At 60.2% G+C, this 21,088-nt stretch carries 24 protein-coding genes; 14 read left to right on the plus strand and 10 right to left on the minus strand.

All coding sequences use genetic code 11. The features are described 5' to 3' along the window. Positions 1-103 precede the first annotated feature (103 nt). The 9 genes from trmD to hrcA form a co-directional block, all read right to left on the minus strand. Positions 104-835 carry a tRNA (guanosine(37)-N1)-methyltransferase TrmD gene (gene trmD / locus HYPDE_RS17275; RefSeq protein WP_041321478.1) on the minus strand — a complete coding sequence of 244 codons (732 nt, stop codon included), beginning with the start codon at positions 833-835 and terminating at the stop codon, positions 104-106. A gap of 59 nt (positions 836-894) precedes the next feature. Next, on the minus strand, positions 895-1,182 hold the full coding sequence (locus HYPDE_RS17280; protein ID WP_015599834.1) for a DUF1330 domain-containing protein: 288 nt from the start codon (positions 1,180-1,182) through the stop codon (positions 895-897). 101 nt (positions 1,183-1,283) lie between these two features. After that, positions 1,284-2,288, minus strand: coding sequence for a L,D-transpeptidase family protein (locus tag HYPDE_RS17285; protein WP_041320617.1), 1,005 nt, complete (start codon positions 2,286-2,288; stop codon positions 1,284-1,286). Positions 2,289-2,442: 154 nt separating this feature from the next. Further along, positions 2,443-3,138, minus strand: a complete 696-nt coding sequence (gene pyrF / locus HYPDE_RS17290; protein ID WP_041321479.1) for an orotidine-5'-phosphate decarboxylase — start codon at positions 3,136-3,138, stop codon at positions 2,443-2,445. Positions 3,139-3,142: 4 nt separating this feature from the next. Continuing rightward, positions 3,143-3,742 carry an NADPH-dependent FMN reductase gene (locus HYPDE_RS17295; RefSeq protein ID WP_015599837.1) on the minus strand — a complete coding sequence of 200 codons (600 nt, stop codon included), beginning with the start codon at positions 3,740-3,742 and terminating at the stop codon, positions 3,143-3,145. Between the two features lie 109 nt (positions 3,743-3,851). Then, positions 3,852-5,000: a molecular chaperone DnaJ gene (gene dnaJ / locus HYPDE_RS17300; protein WP_015599838.1), complete on the minus strand. Its 1,149-nt coding sequence runs from the start codon at positions 4,998-5,000 to the stop codon at positions 3,852-3,854. A 151-nt stretch (positions 5,001-5,151) separates the two neighbouring features. Next, positions 5,152-7,077, minus strand: coding sequence for a molecular chaperone DnaK (gene dnaK / locus HYPDE_RS17305; RefSeq protein WP_015599839.1), 1,926 nt, complete (start codon positions 7,075-7,077; stop codon positions 5,152-5,154). Positions 7,078-7,454: 377 nt separating this feature from the next. After that, positions 7,455-8,075, minus strand: coding sequence for a nucleotide exchange factor GrpE (grpE, locus tag HYPDE_RS17310; protein WP_015599840.1), 621 nt, complete (start codon positions 8,073-8,075; stop codon positions 7,455-7,457). Between the two features lie 125 nt (positions 8,076-8,200). After that, positions 8,201-9,286: a heat-inducible transcriptional repressor HrcA gene (gene hrcA / locus HYPDE_RS17315; RefSeq protein WP_015599841.1), complete on the minus strand. Its 1,086-nt coding sequence runs from the start codon at positions 9,284-9,286 to the stop codon at positions 8,201-8,203. Between the two features lie 132 nt (positions 9,287-9,418). On the opposite strand from hrcA, the gene rph reads away from it, so the two are divergent. The 8 genes from rph (at position 9,419) to HYPDE_RS17355 (ending at position 15,694) form a co-directional block, all read left to right on the plus strand. Continuing rightward, a complete protein-coding gene (rph, locus tag HYPDE_RS17320) occupies positions 9,419-10,132 on the plus strand; it encodes a ribonuclease PH (protein WP_015599842.1) in 714 nt (237 codons plus the stop codon). A 23-nt stretch (positions 10,133-10,155) separates the two neighbouring features. Continuing rightward, positions 10,156-10,581 (plus strand): DUF1772 domain-containing protein, encoded by a 426-nt coding sequence (locus HYPDE_RS17325; protein ID WP_015599843.1) that lies wholly within the window; start codon positions 10,156-10,158, stop codon positions 10,579-10,581. Next, positions 10,566-11,000, plus strand: a complete 435-nt coding sequence (locus HYPDE_RS17330) for a VOC family protein (protein ID WP_015599844.1) — start codon at positions 10,566-10,568, stop codon at positions 10,998-11,000. Before HYPDE_RS17325 ends, HYPDE_RS17330 begins: the two co-directional genes overlap by 16 nt. Beyond that, positions 11,000-11,887 (plus strand): RdgB/HAM1 family non-canonical purine NTP pyrophosphatase, encoded by an 888-nt coding sequence (rdgB, locus tag HYPDE_RS17335; protein ID WP_015599845.1) that lies wholly within the window; start codon positions 11,000-11,002, stop codon positions 11,885-11,887. Before HYPDE_RS17330 ends, rdgB begins: the two co-directional genes overlap by 1 nt. Positions 11,888-12,203: 316 nt before the next feature. After that, the gene (hemW, locus tag HYPDE_RS17340) at positions 12,204-13,484 is read left to right on the plus strand and encodes a radical SAM family heme chaperone HemW (protein WP_348226061.1); all 1,281 of its coding nucleotides are present in this window, start codon (positions 12,204-12,206) and stop codon (positions 13,482-13,484) included. Positions 13,485-13,517: 33 nt separating this feature from the next. After that, positions 13,518-14,099, plus strand: a complete 582-nt coding sequence (locus HYPDE_RS17345; protein ID WP_015599848.1) for a YqaA family protein — start codon at positions 13,518-13,520, stop codon at positions 14,097-14,099. Positions 14,100-14,114: 15 nt separating this feature from the next. Next, positions 14,115-14,636 (plus strand): disulfide bond formation protein B, encoded by a 522-nt coding sequence (locus tag HYPDE_RS17350; protein ID WP_015599849.1) that lies wholly within the window; start codon positions 14,115-14,117, stop codon positions 14,634-14,636. An 839-nt stretch (positions 14,637-15,475) separates the two neighbouring features. Continuing rightward, positions 15,476-15,694 carry a hypothetical protein gene (locus HYPDE_RS17355; protein WP_015599850.1) on the plus strand — a complete coding sequence of 73 codons (219 nt, stop codon included), beginning with the start codon at positions 15,476-15,478 and terminating at the stop codon, positions 15,692-15,694. A gap of 29 nt (positions 15,695-15,723) precedes the next feature. On the opposite strand, the gene HYPDE_RS17360 is transcribed toward HYPDE_RS17355, so the two are convergent. Beyond that, positions 15,724-16,293, minus strand: a complete 570-nt coding sequence (locus tag HYPDE_RS17360) for an HNH endonuclease (RefSeq protein WP_041320619.1) — start codon at positions 16,291-16,293, stop codon at positions 15,724-15,726. A gap of 417 nt (positions 16,294-16,710) precedes the next feature. Here HYPDE_RS17360 and HYPDE_RS17365 point away from each other — a divergent pair, with 417 nt between their 5' ends. From HYPDE_RS17365 to HYPDE_RS17390, 6 genes are all read left to right on the plus strand, one after another. Continuing rightward, entirely contained in the window at positions 16,711-17,001 is a 291-nt protein-coding gene (locus HYPDE_RS17365; protein ID WP_015599853.1) for a hypothetical protein, read from the plus strand. Next, entirely contained in the window at positions 16,998-17,861 is an 864-nt protein-coding gene (gene gluQRS / locus HYPDE_RS17370) for a tRNA glutamyl-Q(34) synthetase GluQRS (RefSeq protein ID WP_015599854.1), read from the plus strand. Before HYPDE_RS17365 ends, gluQRS begins: the two co-directional genes overlap by 4 nt. A gap of 400 nt (positions 17,862-18,261) precedes the next feature. Continuing rightward, on the plus strand, positions 18,262-18,588 hold the full coding sequence (locus HYPDE_RS17375; RefSeq protein WP_015599855.1) for a hypothetical protein: 327 nt from the start codon (positions 18,262-18,264) through the stop codon (positions 18,586-18,588). 107 nt (positions 18,589-18,695) lie between these two features. Further along, positions 18,696-19,637 carry a 16S rRNA (cytidine(1402)-2'-O)-methyltransferase gene (rsmI, locus tag HYPDE_RS17380; RefSeq protein ID WP_015599856.1) on the plus strand — a complete coding sequence of 314 codons (942 nt, stop codon included), beginning with the start codon at positions 18,696-18,698 and terminating at the stop codon, positions 19,635-19,637. After that, on the plus strand, positions 19,634-20,023 hold the full coding sequence (locus HYPDE_RS17385; RefSeq protein WP_015599857.1) for a YraN family protein: 390 nt from the start codon (positions 19,634-19,636) through the stop codon (positions 20,021-20,023). The genes rsmI and HYPDE_RS17385 overlap by 4 nt, the downstream gene beginning before the upstream one ends. A gap of 430 nt (positions 20,024-20,453) precedes the next feature. Next, the gene (locus HYPDE_RS17390) at positions 20,454-21,017 is read left to right on the plus strand and encodes a F0F1 ATP synthase subunit delta (protein WP_015599858.1); all 564 of its coding nucleotides are present in this window, start codon (positions 20,454-20,456) and stop codon (positions 21,015-21,017) included. The last annotated feature ends 71 nt before the right edge of the window (positions 21,018-21,088 follow it).

Below are 21,088 nucleotides of genomic sequence, written 5' to 3' on the forward strand. Positions count from 1 at the left end.
TTGCGCCCGCCGCGGAGGCCGCGAGCTTGCGCGAATCTTTCCCCTGGATGCATTTGTCCAGGAAAATCCTGACCATGCAAAGGCGAAGGTTTGATGGCGATCTTTACGTGCGTTTTTGGCCACTAGGGCGTAGCAGATCGGGCCGCCTGTCAGCAGTCAGTTTTTCGGACTGACTTCGCCGCCATGCCTCGATTTTCTTGTGGTCCCCGGAAAGCAGAATGTCCGGGATCGACCGGCCTTCCCAATCGCGCGGTTTGGTGAACTGCGGATATTCGAGGAGTCCCGTCTCGAAGCTTTCGCTGGCAAGGCTCTCCGTGGCGCCGATCACGCCGGGAAGCAGCCGTACGCAGGCTTCGATCAGGACCATGGCCGCGACCTCGCCGCCCGCGAGAACGTAGTCGCCGATGGAGACTTCCTTGAGCCCCTTTGCTGCAATGACGCGTTCGTCGATGCCCTCAAAGCGGCCTGCGAGCAGCGTGACGCCGGGACTGTCGGCGAGATCGCGCGCCAGGCTTTGCGTCAGCGGGGTGCCGCGCGGCGAGAGGTAGATCATCGGTGCGTCGGGAGAGAGCGATGCCGCGTGATCGAGCGCAGGGCCGAGCACATCGGCGCGCAGCACCATCCCTGCGCCGCCGCCCGCGGGCGTATCGTCAACCTGACGATGCTTGCCGAGGCCGAAATCGCGAATCTGAATCGTATCGAGCGACCAGATACCGGCTTCTCGCGCCTGTCCGGCGAGCGAAACGCCGAGCGGTCCCGGAAATGCTTCGGGGAATAGCGTCAACACCAGTGCGCGCCACGGCGTCCGTCCATCGCCCGAGGGAAAGTGGGGCATCGCATGGGCCTCGCGTGAAGCTGTCATCCTGGGCATGAAGCCTAGGATGACTGGAAAGATCAGACGCCTTCGACGACCGTGATGTCGAGTTTTCCAGCGCCCTGACGGAGCGCCTTGGCTTCGGCATATTCGGGCGACGTCGCATAGCCATGCGCGTGCTCGTAGCTCGGGAATTCGAGGACGACGTTGCGTGCCGTGCCGTTGCCTTCGACGATTTCGTAACGGCCGCCGCGGATGATGGGCTTGCCCTCGTACTTGTCGAGCGCGATTTTCGATTTCGCGACGTAGGCGGCCCACTTCTCCGGATCCGTTACTGTGGCGTGGGCGATGACATATCCCTTCGGCATTGCTGTCTCTCTGCTATGTGATGTTTGGCTGCGGTGGCATAGCTGGAGCGGGGCAGCTTCGGCAACCCATGAGGACGAAGAAGGGAAATTCGGCCGATCGATCAGGGTCCCAAGAGCGGCTGGACGGCGCCGAGGCTGGCGTCGCTGCTCTGGCGAGCCGGACGGTTTTCGGCGCTGATGGTCGCTGTTGTGGATCCCCAGCTCAAGCTTGTGAAAAAGCCATAAATGCTCGAGCTTTCTTGAGCCGTCTTCATCTTCTTGCCCCGGGCCTCGAGGCTCGGATCGTTCTGCGCGAGTCTCCTGGATAGGCGCGGCGACAAAGGAGCGAGGCGTTTGCCGATGAGCGCCGGGCACGCGGCATTCGGGTCCATGCCCACGGGTGTCAGCGAATTGACGACGTAGCGCTTGCCGCACATTCCAATCTTCGGCGGCTCTCTCGTCTCGCCGAAATCATCATAGGCCTGCTTCAGCGGACCCCAGGTGTCGCGTGCGGGGTTATCGGCATGGCGCTTGATGTTGGCGTCGGTCATGCGGAACGGAAACACGTGGACCGGGACGGACGGTTCGCCCGCGGCGAGGGCATCGCGCACGAAGGCGTAGATTTCCTCGATCAGCTTGTCCGACATGGCGAAGCAGCCGACGCTGCGGCAATCGCCGTGCACCATGATGTAGGCGCCTGTCCGGCCAAGTGCTCTGTCGAGCGCGTTCGGATAGCCGATGTTGAAGGCGAGATGGTATTTGCTGTCGGGTTTCATGGCGCCGGGCGTGACGCCGTAAAATCCTTCTGGCGACATGCTATCGCCTTGCGTTCGCTTCGGGCCAAGCGTGCCGCCCCAATTGCAGATCGGGAACGTCTTGATCAGCGCATAACGGCCGTTGGGGCGCGCTTTCCAGACCTCGAGTTCCGACTCTTCTTTGAAAACGCGGATGTAGACCGGCGCTTCCGGAACAATGTCCTTCATCAGCAGCGCGGCTTCGGTGGTCGCGGGAAGAGGTTTCTCAGCGGCGGCTTCCCCGGCGCGCGCAGCTTGGAGTGCCGGCAGCGCTATCAGAAAATATAGAACCGCAGCGAGCCAATCCGCCCGCTTCATTGAACGCCGCAACATCTGCCGTGAACCCCGCGTGACCTGTTCCCCGGGCTGGCCTTTAGCCTAGCCCCACAGACGGTTAATGCTTGGTAAATCCGGAGTGTGCGCTGGGCGTGGTCAGAGCTTGGCGAGGATGTGGCAGGCGGTTGTGCCAATATCCAATATCTGCGGATTAGGTGTTCGCAATGCGGGACAGGAAGGCTTCGGCAGCGGCCTTCGGATCTTTTGCAGCGTTAATCGGCCGACCGACGACAATGTGATTAGCGCCATCGCGGATCGCTTCTTCCGGCGTCGTAATGCGCGCCTGATCCCCTGTTTCGCTACCGGGGAGGCGAATCCCGGGCGTAACAATCAGGAATTCGGAACCGGTCTTGGCGCGGATGGCGGCCGCCTCCTGGCCCGAGGCGATGACGCCATCGACACCGGCGTTGTGAGCAATGCGTGCGCGGCTCAGCACCAGCGCGCCGGGCGTCAATGGGATGCCCTGTTCGTCGAGGTCGCCTTGATCGAGGCTTGTCAGAACCGTTACGGCAAGAATCTTTAGCGTCGAGTCGCCGCGCCCACGCACGGCAGCTTTCAGCGTTTTCGTGTCCGGCCCGTGAACGGTGATGAAGTCGACGCCGAGTGCCGCGGCCGAGGCGACGGCGCGCTCGACAGTGTTGCCAATATCGAGAAATTTAAGATCGAGGAAAACGCGTTTGCCTTCCTGCTTCAGTTCGCTCGCTAGCGACAAGCCATCCGAAAACAAGAGTTCGAGTCCGATCTTGTAGAACGTCACCGTATCGCCCAAGCGATTCACGAGCACGCGTGCGTCATCGTAAGAGGGCAGGTCGAGGGCGACGATCAGTTTGTCTTTTGCATTCGTCATCGTGTCATCCGTGCAAAACGCGCGCGGCGCGGGCAAGCTTTTGAATGACCGTCTTCAATTGTTCCTGCTGATCCTTGTTCTTCAGGTGTCCATGCTCGTTATAAGCATCGGCGGCGCGGGGCAGCAGGAACTGATCGGGCAGGACAAGCGCGCCGATGCCAAGCTCCAGAACCAACCGTAATTGCGAGAGTCCGCGCATACCTCCCGTACCACCGTTCGATGCCGCTCCAAGCGCAAAGACACGTGTCCTGTAGACCTCCATCGGCGCTTCGCCGTCGTCGCGGATGTGGCTGATCCAATCGATCGTGTTTTTCAAAAGTGGCGTGAACCCGGCGTTATATTCGGGGCTGACGATGAAGATGCCGGTATGGGCCTTCATCAGGTTTTTCAGCTTGTGGGCGTTTTCCGGCTGACCCGATGCCGCTTCGAGATCGCCGTCATAGAGCGGCATCGGATAGTCGGCGAGATCGACGAATGTCGAGGGAATGTTGTTTGCTTCGGCGATCTGAGCCGCAAGTCTCGCCAAGCGTTTGTTGTGTGAATTCTTGCGGGCGCTGCCCGCGAAGAAGAGCAGGCGTGGATCGGACTTCGTCGATGCTGTCATGGAAAATGAAATTGTCCGTGTGGGATTTGGCCATCGGTCGAGCGGACCCTACCGAGGGAACAGGGATTAGGGAACAGGGATTAGGGCGGAAGTCGCGAGAGCGTGCGGCTCAGCCGCTCTTACCCTCAAAGAATTCCTTAACGCGCGAGAAGAAGCCAGCGCTTTCCGGGCTTGTCTCTTTATGGCTTGCGCGCTCGAATTCTTCGAGCAGCTCGCGTTGGCGGCGCGTCAGGTTCTTCGGCGTTTCGACGTCGACCTCAATGTACATGTCGCCGGTCACCTTGGCGCGCAAGACCGGCATACCCTTGCCGCGCAGCCGGAACTGCTTGCGGCTTTCGGTGCCTTCGGGGATTTTGACCCGCGTCGTCGTGCCTTCGAGCGTCGGCACTTCGATCTGACCGCCGAGCGCCGCGGTCGTCATCGAGATCGGCACCTTGCAGAAGATGTCGGCGCCGTCGCGCTGGAAAAATTCGTGCGGCTTGATCGACAGGAAAATGTAGAGATCGCCGGGCGTGCCGCCGCGAAGTCCGGCCTCGCCTTCTCCGGCCAAACGAATGCGGGTGCCATCCTCGACGCCGGCGGGGATGTTGACCGATAGCGTCCGTTCCTTCTGCACGCGCCCGGCTCCGCCGCAATCGACGCAGGGATCGTCGATCGTCTCGCCGCGGCCCTGGCAGACCGGACAGGTGCGCTCGATCGTGAAGAAGCCCTGACTGGCGCGGACTTTTCCCATGCCGCCGCAGGTTGCGCACGCGCGCGGCTTGGTGCCGGGCTTGGCGCCGCTTCCAGAGCACGTCTCGCATTTGACGCTCGCCGGAACGCGAATCTGTGCGGTCTTGCCGCTAAAAGCTTCGCTGAGAGTAATTTCGAGATTGTAGCGGAGATCGGCACCGGCTTCGCGCCCCGAGCGTCCACCACGCCCTTGGCCACGCCGGCCTCCCATGAACTCGCCGAAGAGGTCGTCGAAAATATCAGACATCGACGAGGCGAAGTCGGGTCCAAATCCCCCAGGTCCGCGGCCACCCATTCCGCCTTCGAAGGCCGCGTGTCCAAACTGATCGTAGGCGGCGCGCTTTTGTGGATCTTTCAGCGCTTCGTAGGCTTCGTTCACTTCCTTGAAGCGGCGCTCGGCGTCTTTGTCGCCAGCGTTGCGGTCGGGATGGTATTCCTTGGCGAGACCACGATAGGCGGATTTGACTTCCTGTTCCGTGGCGCTTCGCTTGACGCCGAGAACCTCATAGTAGTCCCGCTTGGCCATGGTTTTGTTGTTCTGTGACCTGTTGGCAAAAGGGCTGGCTGGGCGCCCGCAATTACATAAACGATTATATTCGTTCGCCCCCGACCCAGCTGTGGCACCCTATGCAGGGATTTCCGCAGTGTGTCGAGGGCGATAAGACTGCAGTCGGCCGTTAAGCCGACTTCTTCCTGTCGTCTTTGACTTCTTCAAAATCCGCGTCGACGACATCGTCGCCGCCTGCGGGTTTCTCAGCAGATGGCTCTTCGCCTTCGACGCCGGCTGCACCACCCTTGGCGGTGTAGACGGCTTCGCCGATCTTCATCGCAACCTGGGTCAGAGCCGTCGTCGCAGAGCGGATCGCTTCGGCGTCCTCGCCCGCAATCGCGGTCTTGGCGGTTGCGATCGCGCTTTCAACCTCGCCCTTGATCGACGCCACCGCCGGAATCGACTCGTTTTCGGTGAGCGACTTCTCGGTGCCATGGACCAGCGCTTCGGCCTGGTTGCGAAGCTCGACGAGCTCGCGGCGCTTCTTGTCTTCCGCTGCGTGCGCTTCCGCGTCCTTCACCATCTTGTCGATGTCGGTGTCGGACAAGCCGCCCGAGGCCTGGATGCGGATCGACTGCTCCTTGCCGGTCGCTTTGTCTTTCGCCGAGACGTGCACGATGCCGTTGGCGTCGATGTCGAACGTCACCTCGATCTGCGGTACGCCGCGCGGAGCGGGCGGGATGCCGAGCAGATCGAACTGGCCGAGCATCTTGTTGTCGGCAGCCATCTCGCGTTCACCCTGGAACACGCGAATCGTCACGGCATTCTGACCGTCTTCCGCCGTCGAGAACGTCTGGCTCTTCTTGGTCGGAATGGTCGTATTGCGATCGATCAGGCGCGTGAACACACCACCGAGCGTCTCGATGCCGAGCGACAGCGGCGTGACGTCGAGCAACAGGACGTCCTTGACCTCGCCCTTCAAGACGCCGCCCTGGATCGCCGCACCGACGGCCACGACTTCATCGGGATTGACGCCCTTGTGCGGCTCCTTGCCGAACAGCTGCTTGACGACTTCCTGGACCTTCGGCATGCGCGTCATACCGCCGACGAGCACAACCTCGTCGACCTCGGCTGCCTTCAGGCCAGCATCCTTCAGGGCCTTTTCGCAGGGACCTTTGGTGCGGTTGATCAGGCTCTCGACCAGGCTCTCGAGCTTGGCGCGCGTCAGCTTCATCGTCAGATGCTTCGGGCCCGACGCGTCGGCCGTGATGAACGGCAGGTTGATTTCGGTCTGCGGTGCACTCGAAAGTTCGATCTTGGCCTTTTCCGCGGCTTCCTTGAGGCGCTGCAAAGCGAGCTTGTCGGAGCGGAGATCGATGCCCTGCTCCTTCTTGAATTCGTCGGCCAAGTAGCTGACGAGCACCATGTCGAAGTCTTCGCCGCCGAGGTGCGTGTCACCGTTCGTCGACTTCACTTCGAAGACGCCGTCGCCGATTTCGAGGATCGATACGTCGAACGTGCCACCGCCAAGATCGTAGACGGCGATCGTCTTGGCGTCTTTCTTCTTATCGAGGCCGTAGGCGAGCGCGGCTGCCGTCGGCTCGTTGATGATGCGCAGCACTTCGAGGCCGGCGATCTTGCCGGCATCCTTCGTGGCTTGGCGCTGGGCGTCGTTGAAGTAGGCCGGAACGGTGATCACGGCCTGCGTAACCTTCTCACCGAGCTTGGCCTCGGCGGTCTCCTTCATTTTCTGAAGGATGAATGCGGAAATCTGTTGCGGCGAATACTGCTTGCCGTGGCTTTCGACCCAGGCGTCGCCGTTCGTGCCCTTGACGATCTTGAAGGGGACCAGCTTCTGGTCCTTCACCACTTCCGGATCGTCATAGCGGCGGCCGATCAGGCGCTTGATGGCAAAAAACGTGTTGGTGGGGTTCGTGACCGCCTGGCGCTTGGCCGGCAGGCCGACGAGGCGTTCGTCGTCGGACGTAAATGCAACGATAGAAGGCGTCGTGTTCGCGCCTTCGGAATTCTCCAGAACCTTTGGCTTCCCGCCCTCCATGACAGCGACGCACGAGTTGGTCGTGCCGAGGTCAATACCGATAACTTTAGACATTCTCGTCAATCCTTCTCAGTTGCGGCAGACCGGGTGGACCCTGTTTGGCATCCAACGTGCCCGCCCACGAGGGGCTCAAAGCACCGGTCCCCAGGATTTCAATGGTGTGACCGACGGTTATATAAGGAGCTGTTTTTCGCGTGCAACGGTTCACCCGCGCAACCGCAAATCAACTTTAAAGCCACTCCGTTGCGAAACACCAGCATAAACCTTCCCCCTCAAACACGTTCGATTTCGGGCCATTTTGCAGGAAATGATTTGATCTCGAACGCGGCTCTAAGGGCACGAAATCCCACGGAATGCGCCGGACAAGGGCTGCGCGCAAAGTCGTCGCAGGATCATCTCGTCGGGGCCTTGGCCAGAAGTCGTTGGCGCGACTAAGCAGCCGGAGGCGGCTCGGGCGCGTCTTGTTTTGCGACTTTCGGACCGCCCTTCGACACGACGACCATCGCCGGACGGAGGCAGCGATCCTCGATCAGATAGCCGACCTGGAAGACCTGGAGCACGGTGCCAGCCGGAACGTCGGCGCTCTCCTGCTCCATAACGGCCTGATGATGATGTGGGTTGAAGGGCTGGCCGATCGGATTGTCGACGACGATGCCGTGCCGTTCGAGGGCGCCGCGATAATCGCGTTCGGCAAGAACAACGCCGTCGAGCAAAGTTCTTAACGCGGCGTCGGTTTCGAGCGCATCCTTCGGCACGGCCGCGATGGCGCGCTGGAAATTGTCTCCGACCGTCAGCATGTCTTTCGCGAATTTCGTAATCGCGTATTTGGCCGTTTCCTCTTTTTCCTTTTCGAGGCGGCGGCGTACGTTTTCGGTCTCCGCAACAGCGCGCAGATAAAGGTCTTGCTTGGCTGCAAGCTCGGTGGATTTCTTGTCGATCTCGCCCTGGAGAGCGGCGACCATCGCTTTGAGCTGTTCCGGCGTAACCTCGCCCTCTACCGGTGCAGGGGCCGAAGGCATGGGTTCGTCAACTGGCTTGTTCTCGTCGCTCATGTTTCTCTTCGCTTGGGAATGAGGTGAACCCGATGCGGACACGAACGGGTCCCGGGATATCGGCTGCTACAGCCTAAAAATCAAGGCGGCCCTAAAGCGCAACTGTCGATCCGCTCAATGAACCATTAAGGAATGAGGCGGCTGACCAGCTTGGCCGTGTAGTCGACCATCGGGATGATGCGGGCGTAATTCAGCCGGGTTGGGCCGATGACACCCAATACGCCGACGACATGACGGGTTTCGTCGCGGAATGGCGCGACGATCAATGAAGAGCCCGAAAGCGAAAACAACTTGTTCTCCGATCCGATAAAGATGCGCACGCCTTCGGCCCTGTCGGAGGCGCCGAGAAGCTCGACGATGTCCTGCTTGGTTTCGAACGCATCGAAAAGCTGGCGGATACGTTCGAGATCTTCAGCCGCGGTGACGTCTTTCAGTAAATTGCTCTGGCCGCGGACGATCAGGCTCTTGCGATCGTCCGAAACGCCGGACCATTCCGCAAGACCCGCCTGGATGACTTTTTGTGCGAGCTGATCGAGCTCGGCCTTGGCAGCGTCGAGCGATTTTTGGAGCTCAATCTTGGCTTCCGCCAGTGTCATGCCGCGGACGTGGGTGTTCAGATAGTTCGATGCTTCCTGCAATACGGAGGGAGGCAGACCCTCGGGCAGCGCAATGATACGGTTTTCGACGTTCTGGTCTTCGTCAACGAGGACGGCGAGGCCGCGCCCGGGCTCGAGCGGCACGAATTCGATGTGGCGCAGGCGTGCGACCTGCTTTTCGGCGAGCACGATGCCCGCACAGTGCGAAAGGCCGGAGATCAGCTCGCCGGCTTCGCTCAGCAACTGGTCGACGGACTTATCGCGGCGATAGGCGATCTGGGTCTCGATCTGCCGCCGTTCTTCGGGTGTCACGTCGCCGACCTCAAGCAGGCCGTCGACAAATAGCCTCAGTCCGAGCTGTGTCGGCAGCCGCCCGGCGGAGGTGTGTGGCGAGACGATGAGCCCAAGCTGCTCCAGGTCCGACATGACGTTCCGGATGGAGGCGGGGGAGAGAGCCATCGGCAGGGCGCGCGACAGGTTGCGCGAGCCGACGGGCTCGCCGGTTGCCAGATAGCTCTCGACAATGCGCCGCAGGATCGTGCGCGAGCGCTCGTTAAGCTTCTGGAGCGGGCTTTTGCCGTCAAGGAGGGCCGCAGTCACGATCTGGTCGTCCATTTTCATGGCCTCAGAGTCTAGGAACGCCAATGCCTCCCGTCAAATCGGCTTGCAGGGTTTCGGCCTTTAGGGTTGAAGGGCGGGGATGACTTCTTTAGCCTCCAGAGAAATTTCAAGGTTTTCAGGAACAATATGCGACCCTCCAAACGCAAGCCCGATGAGCTGCGCCGCGTTTCCATTGATCGTGCAGTGTCCAAGCACGCCGAAGGTTCTTGTCTCATCAAATTTGGGGACACGCATGTCCTCTGCACGGCGAGTCTCGAAGAGCGGCTGCCGCAATGGCTGAAGGGCCAGGGCCGGGGCTGGGTCACGGCCGAATATGCGATGCTCCCGCGGTCGACGCACGAGCGGACGCGGCGCGAGGTCACGAGCGGCCACCCTTCGGGGCGAACGCAGGAAATCCAGAGGCTTGTGGGCCGGGCGCTTCGCGCGGTCGTCGATCTTCCGAAGCTCGGGGAGCGGCAGATCACGGTCGACTGCGACGTCATCCAGGCTGACGGCGGTACGCGAACGGCTGCGATCACCGGCGCGTGGGTGGCTCTCTACGATTGTATCCAATGGATGAAAATGCGCGACATGGTGAAGGACGGCGTTCTGCGCGACCATATCGCGGCCGTGTCATGTGGGCTCTATAAAGGCGAGCCGGTGCTCGACCTCGACTATGCCGAAGACAGCAACGCCGACGCCGATTCAAACTTCGTGATGACCGGCTCCGGCGGTATTGTCGAAATCCAGGGGACGGCTGAGACGACGCCATTCACGGAAGAACGTTTTGGCGAGCTGCTGATGCTTGCCAAGAAGGGCATCGGAGAGCTTATCCAACTGCAGAAGCTGACTGTTGCGTAAACCAAGCGCTCGGGTGGTCGAGCATGTTCGGAGAATTCGCACTGTTTGCCGCGGCCATGTTCGCCGGAGCGGCGCTATACGTGAGTTTCGCCGAGCATCCCGCGCGGCTTGAACTCGACGACGGTCCGGCTCTGGTGGACTGGCAGATGAGCTATCCGCGCGGTGCCATGATGCAGGCGACACTGGCTCTTGTCGGGTCGGTGCTCGGCGTTCTCGAATGGCTCGTCACCGGCAATGGGCTTTGGCTGCTCGGAGCGCTCGTGCTGTTCGCCAACTGGCCCTATACCTTTATCTGGATCATGCCGACGAACCGAGCGCTCAAGGCGACGGTCTTCGATCAGGCGGGACCGCAATCACGGGCCGCGCTTGAAAAGTGGGGGCGCTTGCATGCCGGGCGAACCGTGCTCGGCTTAATAAGTGCCGGGATTTTCCTATGGGTGCTGATCTGAACGTGCCGTCTCCCTCTCTCTCAATTCTCGAAACCGTCCTTTATGCGCGCGACCTTGCGGCGATTGAGGATTTCTATCGGCGCGTGCTTGGGCTGGAGCCTTTCGCCGTCGTGCCCGGCAGGCATGTGTTCTATCGCTGCGGAAACCAGATGCTTTTGATCTTCAATCCGGACGCGACGCGTCACCCGCCGAAGCCCGGGGCGCTTCCGGTGCCGCCGCACGGCATGGAGGGCCAAGGGCACGTCTGCTTTCGCGTCTCGGCCGAAGACCTCGACGAATGGCGGTCGAAACTTACAGCGCTCGGGATCGAGATTGAAGCGGCCTTCGAATGGCCCAAGGGAGGTCAGTCGATCTATTTTCGCGATCCGGCGGGGAATTGCCTGGAATTCGCCGAGGCGCGCATCTGGGGGATTTCCTGATGCGGCGCCTGACGGACGGCTCGAAGCTTGTCGTGGCGAGCCACAACCCCGGCAAGGTCTGGGAGATCAATCAGCTTCTCGTGCCCTACGGTCTCAACGCCGTCTCGGCGGGCGATCTCGGGCTTTCGGAGCCCGAGGAAACCGAGACTACGTTTCAGGGCAACGCGCGCCTCAAGGCGATCACTGCTGCGGAAGGTTCCGGGCTGCCGTCGCTCGCCGACGACTCGGGACTTGAGATCGACTGCCTCGACGGGGCGCCGGGAATTTATTCGGCGCGGTGGGCCGGGCCGGGCAAAGATTTCGGGGTTGCGATGAAGAAAGTCGCAGACGAAATCAGTCTACGCAACGCCTGGGGGCCACCGGCGCCGCGCGCCAATTTCATATCGGTGCTGTGCCTCGCGTGGCCCGACGGCGAGACGCAGATTTTCGAAGGCAAGGTGTTCGGCCATCTCGTTTGGCCGCCGCGTGGCGGCAACGGCTTCGGTTACGATCCGATGTTCGTGCCGGAAGGCGCGACCAGGACGTTCGGAGAAATGGAGCCGGCGGACAAGTACGCGATTTCGCATCGGACGCGGGCTTTTGCAGCGTTCAAGGCGGCCATGCTCGATCATTTGAAGCCGGTAGAAGCAGGGGAAGCGCCAGCGCCCGGACGCGACTTTGCCGCGCTATCGGCGGCTGCGGCCAGTCTTTCGACCCGGCTTGAAGCGGCGTCTTTCCTTGCGCATTTGAAGACGGATCTCAAAGTAAACAGCGCCGAGTGGGCGAACGTGACGCTTGCGGATTATCTCGATGCGCTCGAAATGCAGTTGAAGAATGTGCCCGCGACAGACGAGCCCGCGTGGCGCCAGATGGCGAAAGCGATGCTGGCAGCGAGCGTGAAAGGCTAAATGGGTTGCTTGTCCTGAGCTGCCTAAAGCCCCTCCCCTTGACGGGGAGGGGTTGGGGGTGGGGTGTTTTACGAATGGACATTCTGCAGAAAGTTTAAGAGTGAGCGGCTGCGACGAAAAAAGCTGGGACGTCCCCCCCACCCCCGCCTGGGACGTCCCCCCCACCCCTGCCCCCTCCCCGCAAGGGGGAGGGGAGAAGGGAGAGCCGGGGAATCCTTTCCACGCGAGGGGGAGGGGAGAAGAGGGATGCAATCGCGCTTTTAATGACGAAGCGTCCAGTGCGATCGCCCGCGATTCTGAAAGCGCGCAAAGCCAGTTGGCGCCCTTTGGCGTCTACGTGCATTGGCCGTTTTGCGCGCAGAAATGTCCGTACTGCGATTTCAATAGTCATGTGCGCTTCGGCGGCTGGGATGAAGCGCGGTTCCTCGCGGCCTATAAACGAGAGATCGACGGAATTGCTGATCTCGTCGGCTCGCGGACCGTCAGCAGCATCTTCTTCGGTGGCGGTACGCCGTCTCTGATGCAGCCTGCGACGACGGCGGCGATCCTCGATCACATTGCCAAGCGCTGGGGCATCTCATCCGATGTCGAAATCACGCTCGAAGCCAACCCGAACAGCGTCGAGGCGGGGCGCTTTCGTGATTTTCGCCAAGCGGGAGTCAACCGGGTATCGATTGGTGTGCAGTCATTGAGAGACGATGAGCTTCGTAAGCTCGGACGCATTCATACCGTCGCCGAAGCCAAGACGGCGCTCGATGTTGCGCGGTCGACCTTCGACCGCTTTTCGTTTGACCTGATCTACGCGCGGCCGAAGCAGACGGCGGAAGATTGGCGCGCCGAGTTGACGGAAGCCTTGACGTTGGTGGGCGATCACCTGTCGCTCTATCAGCTGACGATCGAGCCGGATACGCCTTACGCCGCGCTTCATGCCGTCGGAAAGCTTGTCATCCCAGACGACGATGCGGCACGTGCGCTTTACGAAATCACGGATGTGTTGACCACAGCGCGTGGCCTCTCCGCGTACGAAGTTTCGAACTATGCGCGGCCCGGTGCGGAGAGCCGGCATAATCTGCTCTATTGGCGCTACGGCGAATACGCCGGTATCGGACCCGGCGCGCATGGGCGAGTTTTGGTTGAAGGCCAACGCTCCGCAACGGTTACCGAGAGGAATCCAGAGGCTTGGGCTGATCGAGTTGAAGCAACCGGAACGGGCGTCGTCGAGGCGATAGAGCTTACGTGCGCCGAGCAGGCAGACGAGATGCTCTTGATGGGTTTGCGGTTGAGCGAAGGTGTCGATCTCGATCAGCTCGCGGCGCTTGGCGGTGTCCGGCCCGATGCGCACGCCATTGATGACCTCGTCGCGCTAGGGCTGTTGGACGTCATTGGCATGCCGAACAGGGCGCAAGCGGTCGTCGCAATTCCGGATTCGGACGACAAGGATATCATTCGTGCCTGCGCTGGGCCGGGGCTTGCTCCCGATGCGTTTGCCGTCGACCGGATACCGGCAGCCCGGATACGTGCGACGCGCGCCGGGCGGCTCGTTTTGAACGCCGTTGTCGCGAAGCTTTCGAACGGCTTCGTGCCGGCTGCCGCATAGACAATCCATTGGGCGCCGTTTAAGCACCGCCGCATGCTTCGGGGAATCTACGATTGGACGATGCGAAAGGCGGCGAGCGACAAGGCGCCGTCGGCGCTTGCGGCCGTCTCATTCGCCGAAAGCTCGTTTTTCCCGATCCCGCCCGACGTGATGCTGATCCCCATGGTGCTCAGCCGGCGCGAGAAGGCGTGGTGGTATGCCACCGTTGCGACCGTCGCCTCTGTACTTGGGGGGCTCCTCGGCTATGCGATCGGCTACTTTCTTTACGATGCGGTCGGACTGCCGATCCTGAAGTTCTACGGCCGCGAGCATGCGCTCGACGGTTTCATGACGTTCGTGCACGATTATGGCGTGCCGGCCGTCATCATCAAGGGCATGACGCCGATCCCTTACAAGGTCGTGACGATCGCGGCTGGTGTCGGCAAAATGAACCTGCTGGCCTTCATCGGAGCCAGCATCGTCGCGCGGGCGATGCGTTTTTTTCTGGTCGCCGGCCTCCTATATTTCGCCGGCGAGCCGATCCGCGCCTTCATCGAAAAACGGTTGACGCTCGTGATGACGGCATTCCTGGTTCTGCTGGTCGGCGGCTTTGTCGCCGTCAGGTATATTTTCTAGGCGGAGTACGTCGTCATGGCGCTTACGGGAAATTTCGAACGCGGGGCCGACTATCGGTGCGGCGCGGCCGCGCTGTTCCTGACGGCAGCGGCCATTCTGACCGCGCTCGGATTTCAATATATCGGCGGCTACGTACCGTGCATGCTCTGCCTGATCGAGCGATACGCCTACTACGCTGGAATTCCCCTTCTCTTCATTGCCCTTGCCCTGACGTCCGGTGGCTATCGGGGGCTTGCGGCGGCGCTGTTTTTTCTCGTCGCGCTGGCATTCCTCGCCAATTCCGGGCTCGGCGCCTATCATGCTGGCGCGGAATGGAAATTCTGGCCTGGCCCCGAGACGTGCGGGGGTGGGGAGTCGCTCACGACGTCGGCGGGCAGCCTGCTCAACGACATCCAGGGCATCAAGGTGATGAAATGCGATGAGGCTTCGTTCCGCTTCCTCGGCATCTCATTCGCGGGCTGGAACGTGGTTTCGTCGCTTTTGATCATGGCGCTGGCCTTGCGCGCCGGACTTGCCGCGAGGGAGAGGCAGGACTAGCTCCGGCCAACCCGTGGACGTTGTCCACAATTCTTGCATCGCACGAAAACGCTGATTTCGTTGCGCGCTCGATACTGTCAATTGAATATCATCGCAGCGACAGAATCGCGCCTTCGCGTTGCCCGAATGTGACGGCTATTCTCTCTTCGTTCGCGGAACATAAGCCTGGGTGGGGCGTTCCAAGCGTCGAGGGAGTTTTTAGTGGCGTTCCAGTTGCGTTTTTCGGGAGCAGTTCCCGAGATGCCTGCCCTCGGTAGTCCTTCCGAGTGCGTTCGCGTCCCGTCTTTGAGTGCGCGTTGCGTTGTTGCGTATCGTAAGCGTTCGTTGCGTAGCGTTGTGTCTGAGTGCGGACGGACGCCAAAAGAAGTTCTGTCCGGAACCTTCAAAAACCTAAGGCGAACCGCCTCGACAAAAAGGTCGATGCGTATGTCCCGGCGGTTCGCCCGCACTCTGCCTCGTGGTCCGTTGCCGGGTGCGGGCGAGAGTGTGGGATCAGATGAGTGGGCTTGGCGTCCGGTTGGAGATATCGCGCGTGACATTCTCAGACGGGCTGAAAAGCCCTCGGCGAGTTCGTCGGCGCGTTGAGTTCGGTAGTGGCGTTCCGTGTCGGTGTGTGTCGCTGTTTGCGTTCGTCGAAACAAAGATTTGGAAGGCAGCCGGCTTTCCCAATGAGCTGGCAGACACACGGAGCGTGATCGAGTTAGCCCTCAATCGAGACATCACGTGACAAGGTCTCGCGTAGTGGTGTCAAGGCGTTCTGTGTGTCTGCCGCCTGCTTGGGAACACGAATGCCTCCACCCAGGTTCCCCGTTGCGCGGTATTTTATGCGGAGCTGCACAATGACCCCCTCGGTTCCAGACCATCTCAATCCTATTCAGTGGCATCAGGCCGTCGCCGTCAGCCGTCAGGAATGTGCGCGTATCTTCCGCGACGGCGGTGCGCCACACGATGCACTCGTTGCGTTCGGATTGAGTGCAACCGGCGTGACGAGTTGGGAGCGTGCTGTCGATCTCATCGCTGCGGAGATTTGTGCCCGGCCCGTAAAGCGGGCGGCTTAGCATCCAGAAGCCATGACGCTATACGAACTCTATGGCTCGAGCTCTGTGTCCCAGTAGAGATAGTCGAGCCAGCTTTCGTGCAAATAATTGGGCGGAAAAAGCCGCCCATTTCTGTGCAATTCGAACACTGTCGGCCGGTAAGGCTCGTGCGCCGGGAACATGCCGGCGACTTTCGGCATCATGCCGCCCTTCTTCAGATTACACGGCGCGCACGCTGTGACGACGTTGTCCCAGCGGGTCTGACCGCCGCGCGAGCGTGGAATGAGATGATCGAAGGTCAGATCGCTTCTGTCGCCGCAGTATTGGCAGGAGAAGCGATCTCGCAAAAAAACGTTGAAGCGCGTGAATGCCGGATAGAGCGCAGGCTTTACGTACGTTTTGAGTGAAACGACGCTCGGCAGCTTCAGCTCGAAGGATGGGCTCCTGACGTAGCGTTCGTATTCGGAAACGATGTTGACCCGATCCAGGAACACAGCTTTCACCGTATCCTGCCAACTCCACAGCGACAAAGGATAGTAGCTGAGCGGCCGGAAATCGGCGTTCAGGACCAGAGCCGGACAATTGTCCGGGATTGTCGCGTGAGCATTCACGGTTGCCATAAACCTCGCGGTTTTTGATCCGTCGAATCGCGTCGGTCTTGTCAGGACGCGGGGATACTAGCCGCGCATATCAATTCTGTGAAGCATCCGCACCGATGTGAAGCGGCGGCGGGTTTTTTGCCTTATTTGAGGGGCTTGCGCGGTCTTGTGACGCGCTGATCCCAATTATGCCCCCGGGGGGGACGGCAGGTGACCGGCAACGATTGTCCTTTTGGAGCATAAAAAATTCCCGCTTCCACATCATTGCGCCGAACGCCCGCGTGACGATGCGCATCCGTAATCATCAGGCCGGTTTTTAGACACCGTCGTGCTTGGGTCACAAGCCGTCACTCTTGAACGACACTTTAAAGAGCGCCTGTGAGCGCGTAAATTCGCCCATGCCAGCGGGTGGTGGCGCGCGTAGAGGGGGCCTTGCAAGTGGATGCGTTCGGAAAGTCGGCGCTGCTGGCGTCGGCGGTAGTTCTATTGTTTGCGTTTCCCGCTGCTGCGCGTTCGTGGCGCGACATCTGGACGGCGGTGCTCAATGCACGGTGCGGCCTGGCGACGTTCTATCGGCTCGCGACCCTCACATGCCGCGGGAAGCCCACCAACAACTGGGCGATGCTTCTTTATCCGACAGCGGAGCGCGAGAGGTTCGACAAGGTCGCCGATGCCGCTACGCGAACCTATCAACCCGGCGTCGGACCAACAGGCGATTGCACCGAATGACATTAACGACACGATTTGCACCTTCGCCCAACGGCCTCTTGCATGTCGGGCATGCGCTTTCCGCGATCTTCGCGCACGATACGGCGCGTTTGAACGATGGCCGGTTTCTGTTGCGGATCGAGGATATCGACCTCGAACGCAGACGTCCGGAATACGTCTCTGCGATCTATGAGGATCTGAGCTGGCTCGGCCTCACGTGGGAGGAGCCGGTCCTCGTGCAGTCGGAACACTTTAAGGAATACCTCGCGGCGGCCGATAAACTGATTGCGACGGGTCTTCTCTATCCGTGCTTTGCGACACGCAGCGAAATTGCCGCCGCCGCCGATCCCGAAAAAACTGATCCTGACGGCGCGCCTGTCTATCCGGGACTTTGGAAGGGCGCTTCAGGTGAACAGGTCGGTGCGCGTATGGCTGCCGGTGATACGCCGGCGCTACGGCTCAATATGGATGCGGCGCTGAAGGTCGTACGCGCCAAGCGTGGCGAGAAACCGCTGACGTTCACAGAGATCGCAGAAGATGGTTCTGCACAGACGATCACCGCCGAGCCGCAGCGCTGGGGTGATGCGATCATCATTCGCAAGGACGTTCCCGCGAGCTACCATCTTTCGGTGGTAGTCGACGATGCGCGCCAGGGCGTCACGCACGTGACGCGTGGCAGAGATCTCTTTGCTGCGACCGATCTCCAGCGACTTCTGCAGGAGCTCCTGGATTTACCAGAGCCCGTTTATTCGCATCATAGGGTGATTTGCTGGGCGGACGGGCGGAAACTGTCGAAGTCAAATCAGGATATGGGATTGCGCGCATTGCGCGATGAGGGCGCAACGCCCGCCGATATCAGAAAGGTCATTGGACTTGCGTAAGCCGATTTGATTCGGCGTCGGATATTCTCGATTTAATTGCTTTCTCGCCTGGAGCTTTCGACCTCTGCAGCCTAGATCATTAAAATCTAGGGGCAATTTATTAGCCGGCCAAGCATTGAAAACCGGGGCGAAAGAAACCGTTGCCATATGGCAAATCTGCTTTGTCACCTTCACCCATCTATTCGTCTTGAGCAGATTTATTAGCGAACCAATTCTCGGTCGTTAAAAATTAATTGAAATAACGGCGATGCCTCCACTTGTGTATTTCCGCAAATCACCGCAATTTTTAACTACCCACTTATTTTTTCCCGACATCCTGGGAATCATGATCTATACATCGATAAATCGTCCTGTCGGGGATTCAGACCTTTTTACAAGGTTTTTCACGTGGATTCGCGAAGTGCGCCAAATATGGCCCGCAGCGAAACAGCAAAAAATCGAAACGACGGCGTATATCGAGCCGCACCGGCTGACGTTTGTCGAGCAGTGGGGTTATCTCTCGGATACGATCAAAGGCGCTCTTTCGCGCGCCGAAGAGGCAACGCGCTGCCACACGTCGGCGGCTCTACAACTCGATCTTGCGCAATATGCTCTGACGTCGCTGGTCGACGAGCTTTCGGCGGTCATGGATGTCGGCGGACGACGTCGGCCGGCCACTGTCCACATGCTCGACCTTCAACCGCCGCCGTTTGCGCCCCGGCCGTTCGGGGATGCCATCGCGGCCTGAAGCCGTAAAACCCCGATTTTTTGCGGCTCGGCCAAGCCTTTTTGTGCGAAGGCTTTCACGGCCTAAACTATTTTTGGTATTGATTCTCTCACCGGGGCGACAAAGGCATGCTCGTGTCCAGAGATCCAACACTTGCAGACCGGCAGCAGAACAAGACTCAAGGGGCGAAGCTCGCCGATCGCGCCAAAGAAGCACTTGAGGATCTTATCGCCGGTCCGCTCGCTTCCGGCATCTATCTCGTCGCCACGCCGATCGGAAATCTTGCCGACATCACGCTCCGGGCGCTCGCCGTTCTGGCGCGGGTCGATATCGTTTACTGCGAAGATACCCGGCACTCGGCGAAGCTCCTGCAGCATTACGCCATCACGGCAAAGACGTTGCCCTTGCACGAGCACAACGAAGACCGTGAGATCGAGCGGGTGCTCAGCGAAGCGGAAACCGGCAAGCGCATAGCAATCATTTCCGATGCCGGGACGCCATTGCTGTCAGACCCGGGATTTCGGCTGGTTCGGACGGCCGCAGCACGCGGTATATCCGTAATGTCCATTCCAGGTCCGTCGGCCGTACTGACGGCGTTGACAGCGAGTGGTCTGCCGACGGACGCATTTTTCTTCGCTGGCTTTCTGCCGCCCAAGGGGGCGGCGCGGCGAACGCGTTTAGCCGAGATCGCTCATATTCCGGGTTCTCTGGTCATTTTCGAAGCTCCGCACCGCGTCGAGGAGGCACTCGCCGACATGGCGGATGTGCTGGGAAACCGCGCCGCAGTCATTGCACGCGAATTGACGAAGCTGCACGAAACGATGGCGCGCGGAACATTGCGGATGCTTGCCGATCAAACCGCAGATGCACCGTTGAAAGGCGAAATCGTGATCGTGGTCGGTCCCGCCGAACCGCAGCCCGTCAGCGATGATGCGATCAGCATGCGGCTCGATGAGGTGCTTGGCGGGATGAGCCTTAAGGATGCTGCGAAAACGATCGCGAGCGAACTAGGCGTACCGAAATCCCGCGTCTATGCATTGGGCGTCAAGGCAAAGGACGAAAATCCGTGAGTTCGAACGCCGACGAAGGTCCGATCCGGCCGCTCTACGAGCAGCGGCGTCGCCGTTATCGAAGCGGCCTCAATGCGGAGATGATCGTCGCGGCCGTCTATATGGCTTTCGGCCACCGTATTCTTGGCCGCCGTTTCAAAACGCCGGTTGGAGAAATCGATCTCATTGCGATCAAGGGCCGGCGCGTGGCGTTTATCGAAGTGAAGCGGCGGGCAACGACCGAGGATGCGGAGGACGCCATCACTCTGACGATGCGCCGCCGGGTCCGGCGCGCGGCCGACCTTTGGCTCGCACGCAATCCTCGCTATCAGGGCTACGACGTCGGCTTCGACCTCGTCTTTGTCGTGCCCTGGCACTTCCCGATCGTGATGCGAGACGCACTCTAAAAAAAGGGCCCGGAAAGCGGGCCCTAAGTCCAGAGAGGCGAGTGCAAAGACGTAAAATTGCAAACTGATCGGAAACGACCGATCTGGGCAAAGTTGTAATGCGCAACGGGTGAACGCGGTTTGAACGGCGCTTGCAGAAAATGTTCATCTTTCGGGGGAGCTCAGGTCCATGAAAAGCGCCTGTTCTAGGCTTCACGGTGTCTAAATTCGGGGTGTGCTGCTTATGGTTATGCGGCAACGCGCCCCTGAATCCGCTGGTTGAAGGCCGCCATACCACATGTTAAGGGAACCGCGGCTTTCGAGGGGCGGCTGGTGGGTTCTGGCCCTATGCGCTTTTATTTTGTCGAAAGCTTTTCCTTGAAGCGGGTGCAGTCTCGGGCTTTTTCGTGCCCAGCCCCCTATGCGCCCAAGGCGCGACGGTGTGAGCGACGTGGCTACTGACGATACCATCGTTGAAGGCGTGGCCGGGCGCTATGCCTCGGCTCTGTTTGAACTCGCGAGCGAGAGTTCCAAGGTCGCCGATGTCGAAGGCGACCTCGGAAAGTTCCAGGGCCTCCTGGATGAAAGCCCGGATCTCGTGCGGCTTGTCCGGAGCCCGGTGATTGCAGCGGACGATCAGAGTCGCGCCATTGCCGCCATTCTCGACAAGGTCGGCATCAGTGGCCTTGCCGCCAATTTCCTGAAGCTCGTTACGAGCAATCGCCGTCTTTTTGTCATCCAAGACATCATCAAGGCTTATCGGGCGCTGGCTGCCAAGGCGCGCGGTGAAGTTTCGGCCGAGGTTACGAGTGCCATAGCGCTCAATAGCGAACAGATCGCTGCGCTAAAAGAGACGCTCAAAGCTTCCGTCGGCAAGGATGTGACTCTGCAATCACGCGTCGATCCGAGCCTGCTTGGCGGTCTCATCGTCAAGCTCGGCAGCCGCATGATCGATTCCTCGCTCAAGACCAAACTGCAGAACATCAAACTGGCTTTGACCGAAGCTAGTACCTAACTCCAGAACGCCGCGCGGGCGAAAACCGGGCGGCGTTTCGCTGACATAGCCGAGAATTGAACAAGGAGTCG

Source organism: Hyphomicrobium denitrificans 1NES1, assembly GCF_000230975.2.
GTDB classification, from domain to species: domain Bacteria; phylum Pseudomonadota; class Alphaproteobacteria; order Rhizobiales; family Hyphomicrobiaceae; genus Hyphomicrobium_B; species Hyphomicrobium_B denitrificans_A.

Excerpts from the sequence above, each read along its gene's own strand:
- trmD (WP_041321478.1), bottom strand. The coding sequence starts at position 835 with ATGCCCCACTTTCCCTCGGGCGATGGACGGACGCCGTGGCGCGCACTG.
- HYPDE_RS17280 (WP_015599834.1), bottom strand. The coding sequence starts at position 1,182 with ATGCCGAAGGGATATGTCATCGCCCACGCCACAGTAACGGATCCGGAG.
- HYPDE_RS17285 (WP_041320617.1), bottom strand. The coding sequence starts at position 2,288 with ATGTTGCGGCGTTCAATGAAGCGGGCGGATTGGCTCGCTGCGGTTCTA.
- pyrF (WP_041321479.1), bottom strand. The coding sequence starts at position 3,138 with ATGACGAATGCAAAAGACAAACTGATCGTCGCCCTCGACCTGCCCTCT.
- HYPDE_RS17295 (WP_015599837.1), bottom strand. The coding sequence starts at position 3,742 with ATGACAGCATCGACGAAGTCCGATCCACGCCTGCTCTTCTTCGCGGGC.
- dnaJ (WP_015599838.1), bottom strand. The coding sequence starts at position 5,000 with ATGGCCAAGCGGGACTACTATGAGGTTCTCGGCGTCAAGCGAAGCGCC.
- dnaK (WP_015599839.1), bottom strand. The coding sequence starts at position 7,077 with ATGTCTAAAGTTATCGGTATTGACCTCGGCACGACCAACTCGTGCGTC.
- grpE (WP_015599840.1), bottom strand. The coding sequence starts at position 8,075 with ATGAGCGACGAGAACAAGCCAGTTGACGAACCCATGCCTTCGGCCCCT.
- hrcA (WP_015599841.1), bottom strand. The coding sequence starts at position 9,286 with ATGGACGACCAGATCGTGACTGCGGCCCTCCTTGACGGCAAAAGCCCG.
- rph (WP_015599842.1), top strand. The coding sequence starts at position 9,419 with ATGCGACCCTCCAAACGCAAGCCCGATGAGCTGCGCCGCGTTTCCATT.
- HYPDE_RS17325 (WP_015599843.1), top strand. The coding sequence starts at position 10,156 with ATGTTCGGAGAATTCGCACTGTTTGCCGCGGCCATGTTCGCCGGAGCG.
- HYPDE_RS17330 (WP_015599844.1), top strand. The coding sequence starts at position 10,566 with ATGGGTGCTGATCTGAACGTGCCGTCTCCCTCTCTCTCAATTCTCGAA.
- rdgB (WP_015599845.1), top strand. The coding sequence starts at position 11,000 with ATGCGGCGCCTGACGGACGGCTCGAAGCTTGTCGTGGCGAGCCACAAC.
- HYPDE_RS17345 (WP_015599848.1), top strand. The coding sequence starts at position 13,518 with ATGCTTCGGGGAATCTACGATTGGACGATGCGAAAGGCGGCGAGCGAC.
- HYPDE_RS17350 (WP_015599849.1), top strand. The coding sequence starts at position 14,115 with ATGGCGCTTACGGGAAATTTCGAACGCGGGGCCGACTATCGGTGCGGC.
- HYPDE_RS17355 (WP_015599850.1), top strand. The coding sequence starts at position 15,476 with ATGACCCCCTCGGTTCCAGACCATCTCAATCCTATTCAGTGGCATCAG.
- HYPDE_RS17360 (WP_041320619.1), bottom strand. The coding sequence starts at position 16,293 with ATGGCAACCGTGAATGCTCACGCGACAATCCCGGACAATTGTCCGGCT.
- gluQRS (WP_015599854.1), top strand. The coding sequence starts at position 16,998 with ATGACATTAACGACACGATTTGCACCTTCGCCCAACGGCCTCTTGCAT.
- rsmI (WP_015599856.1), top strand. The coding sequence starts at position 18,696 with ATGCTCGTGTCCAGAGATCCAACACTTGCAGACCGGCAGCAGAACAAG.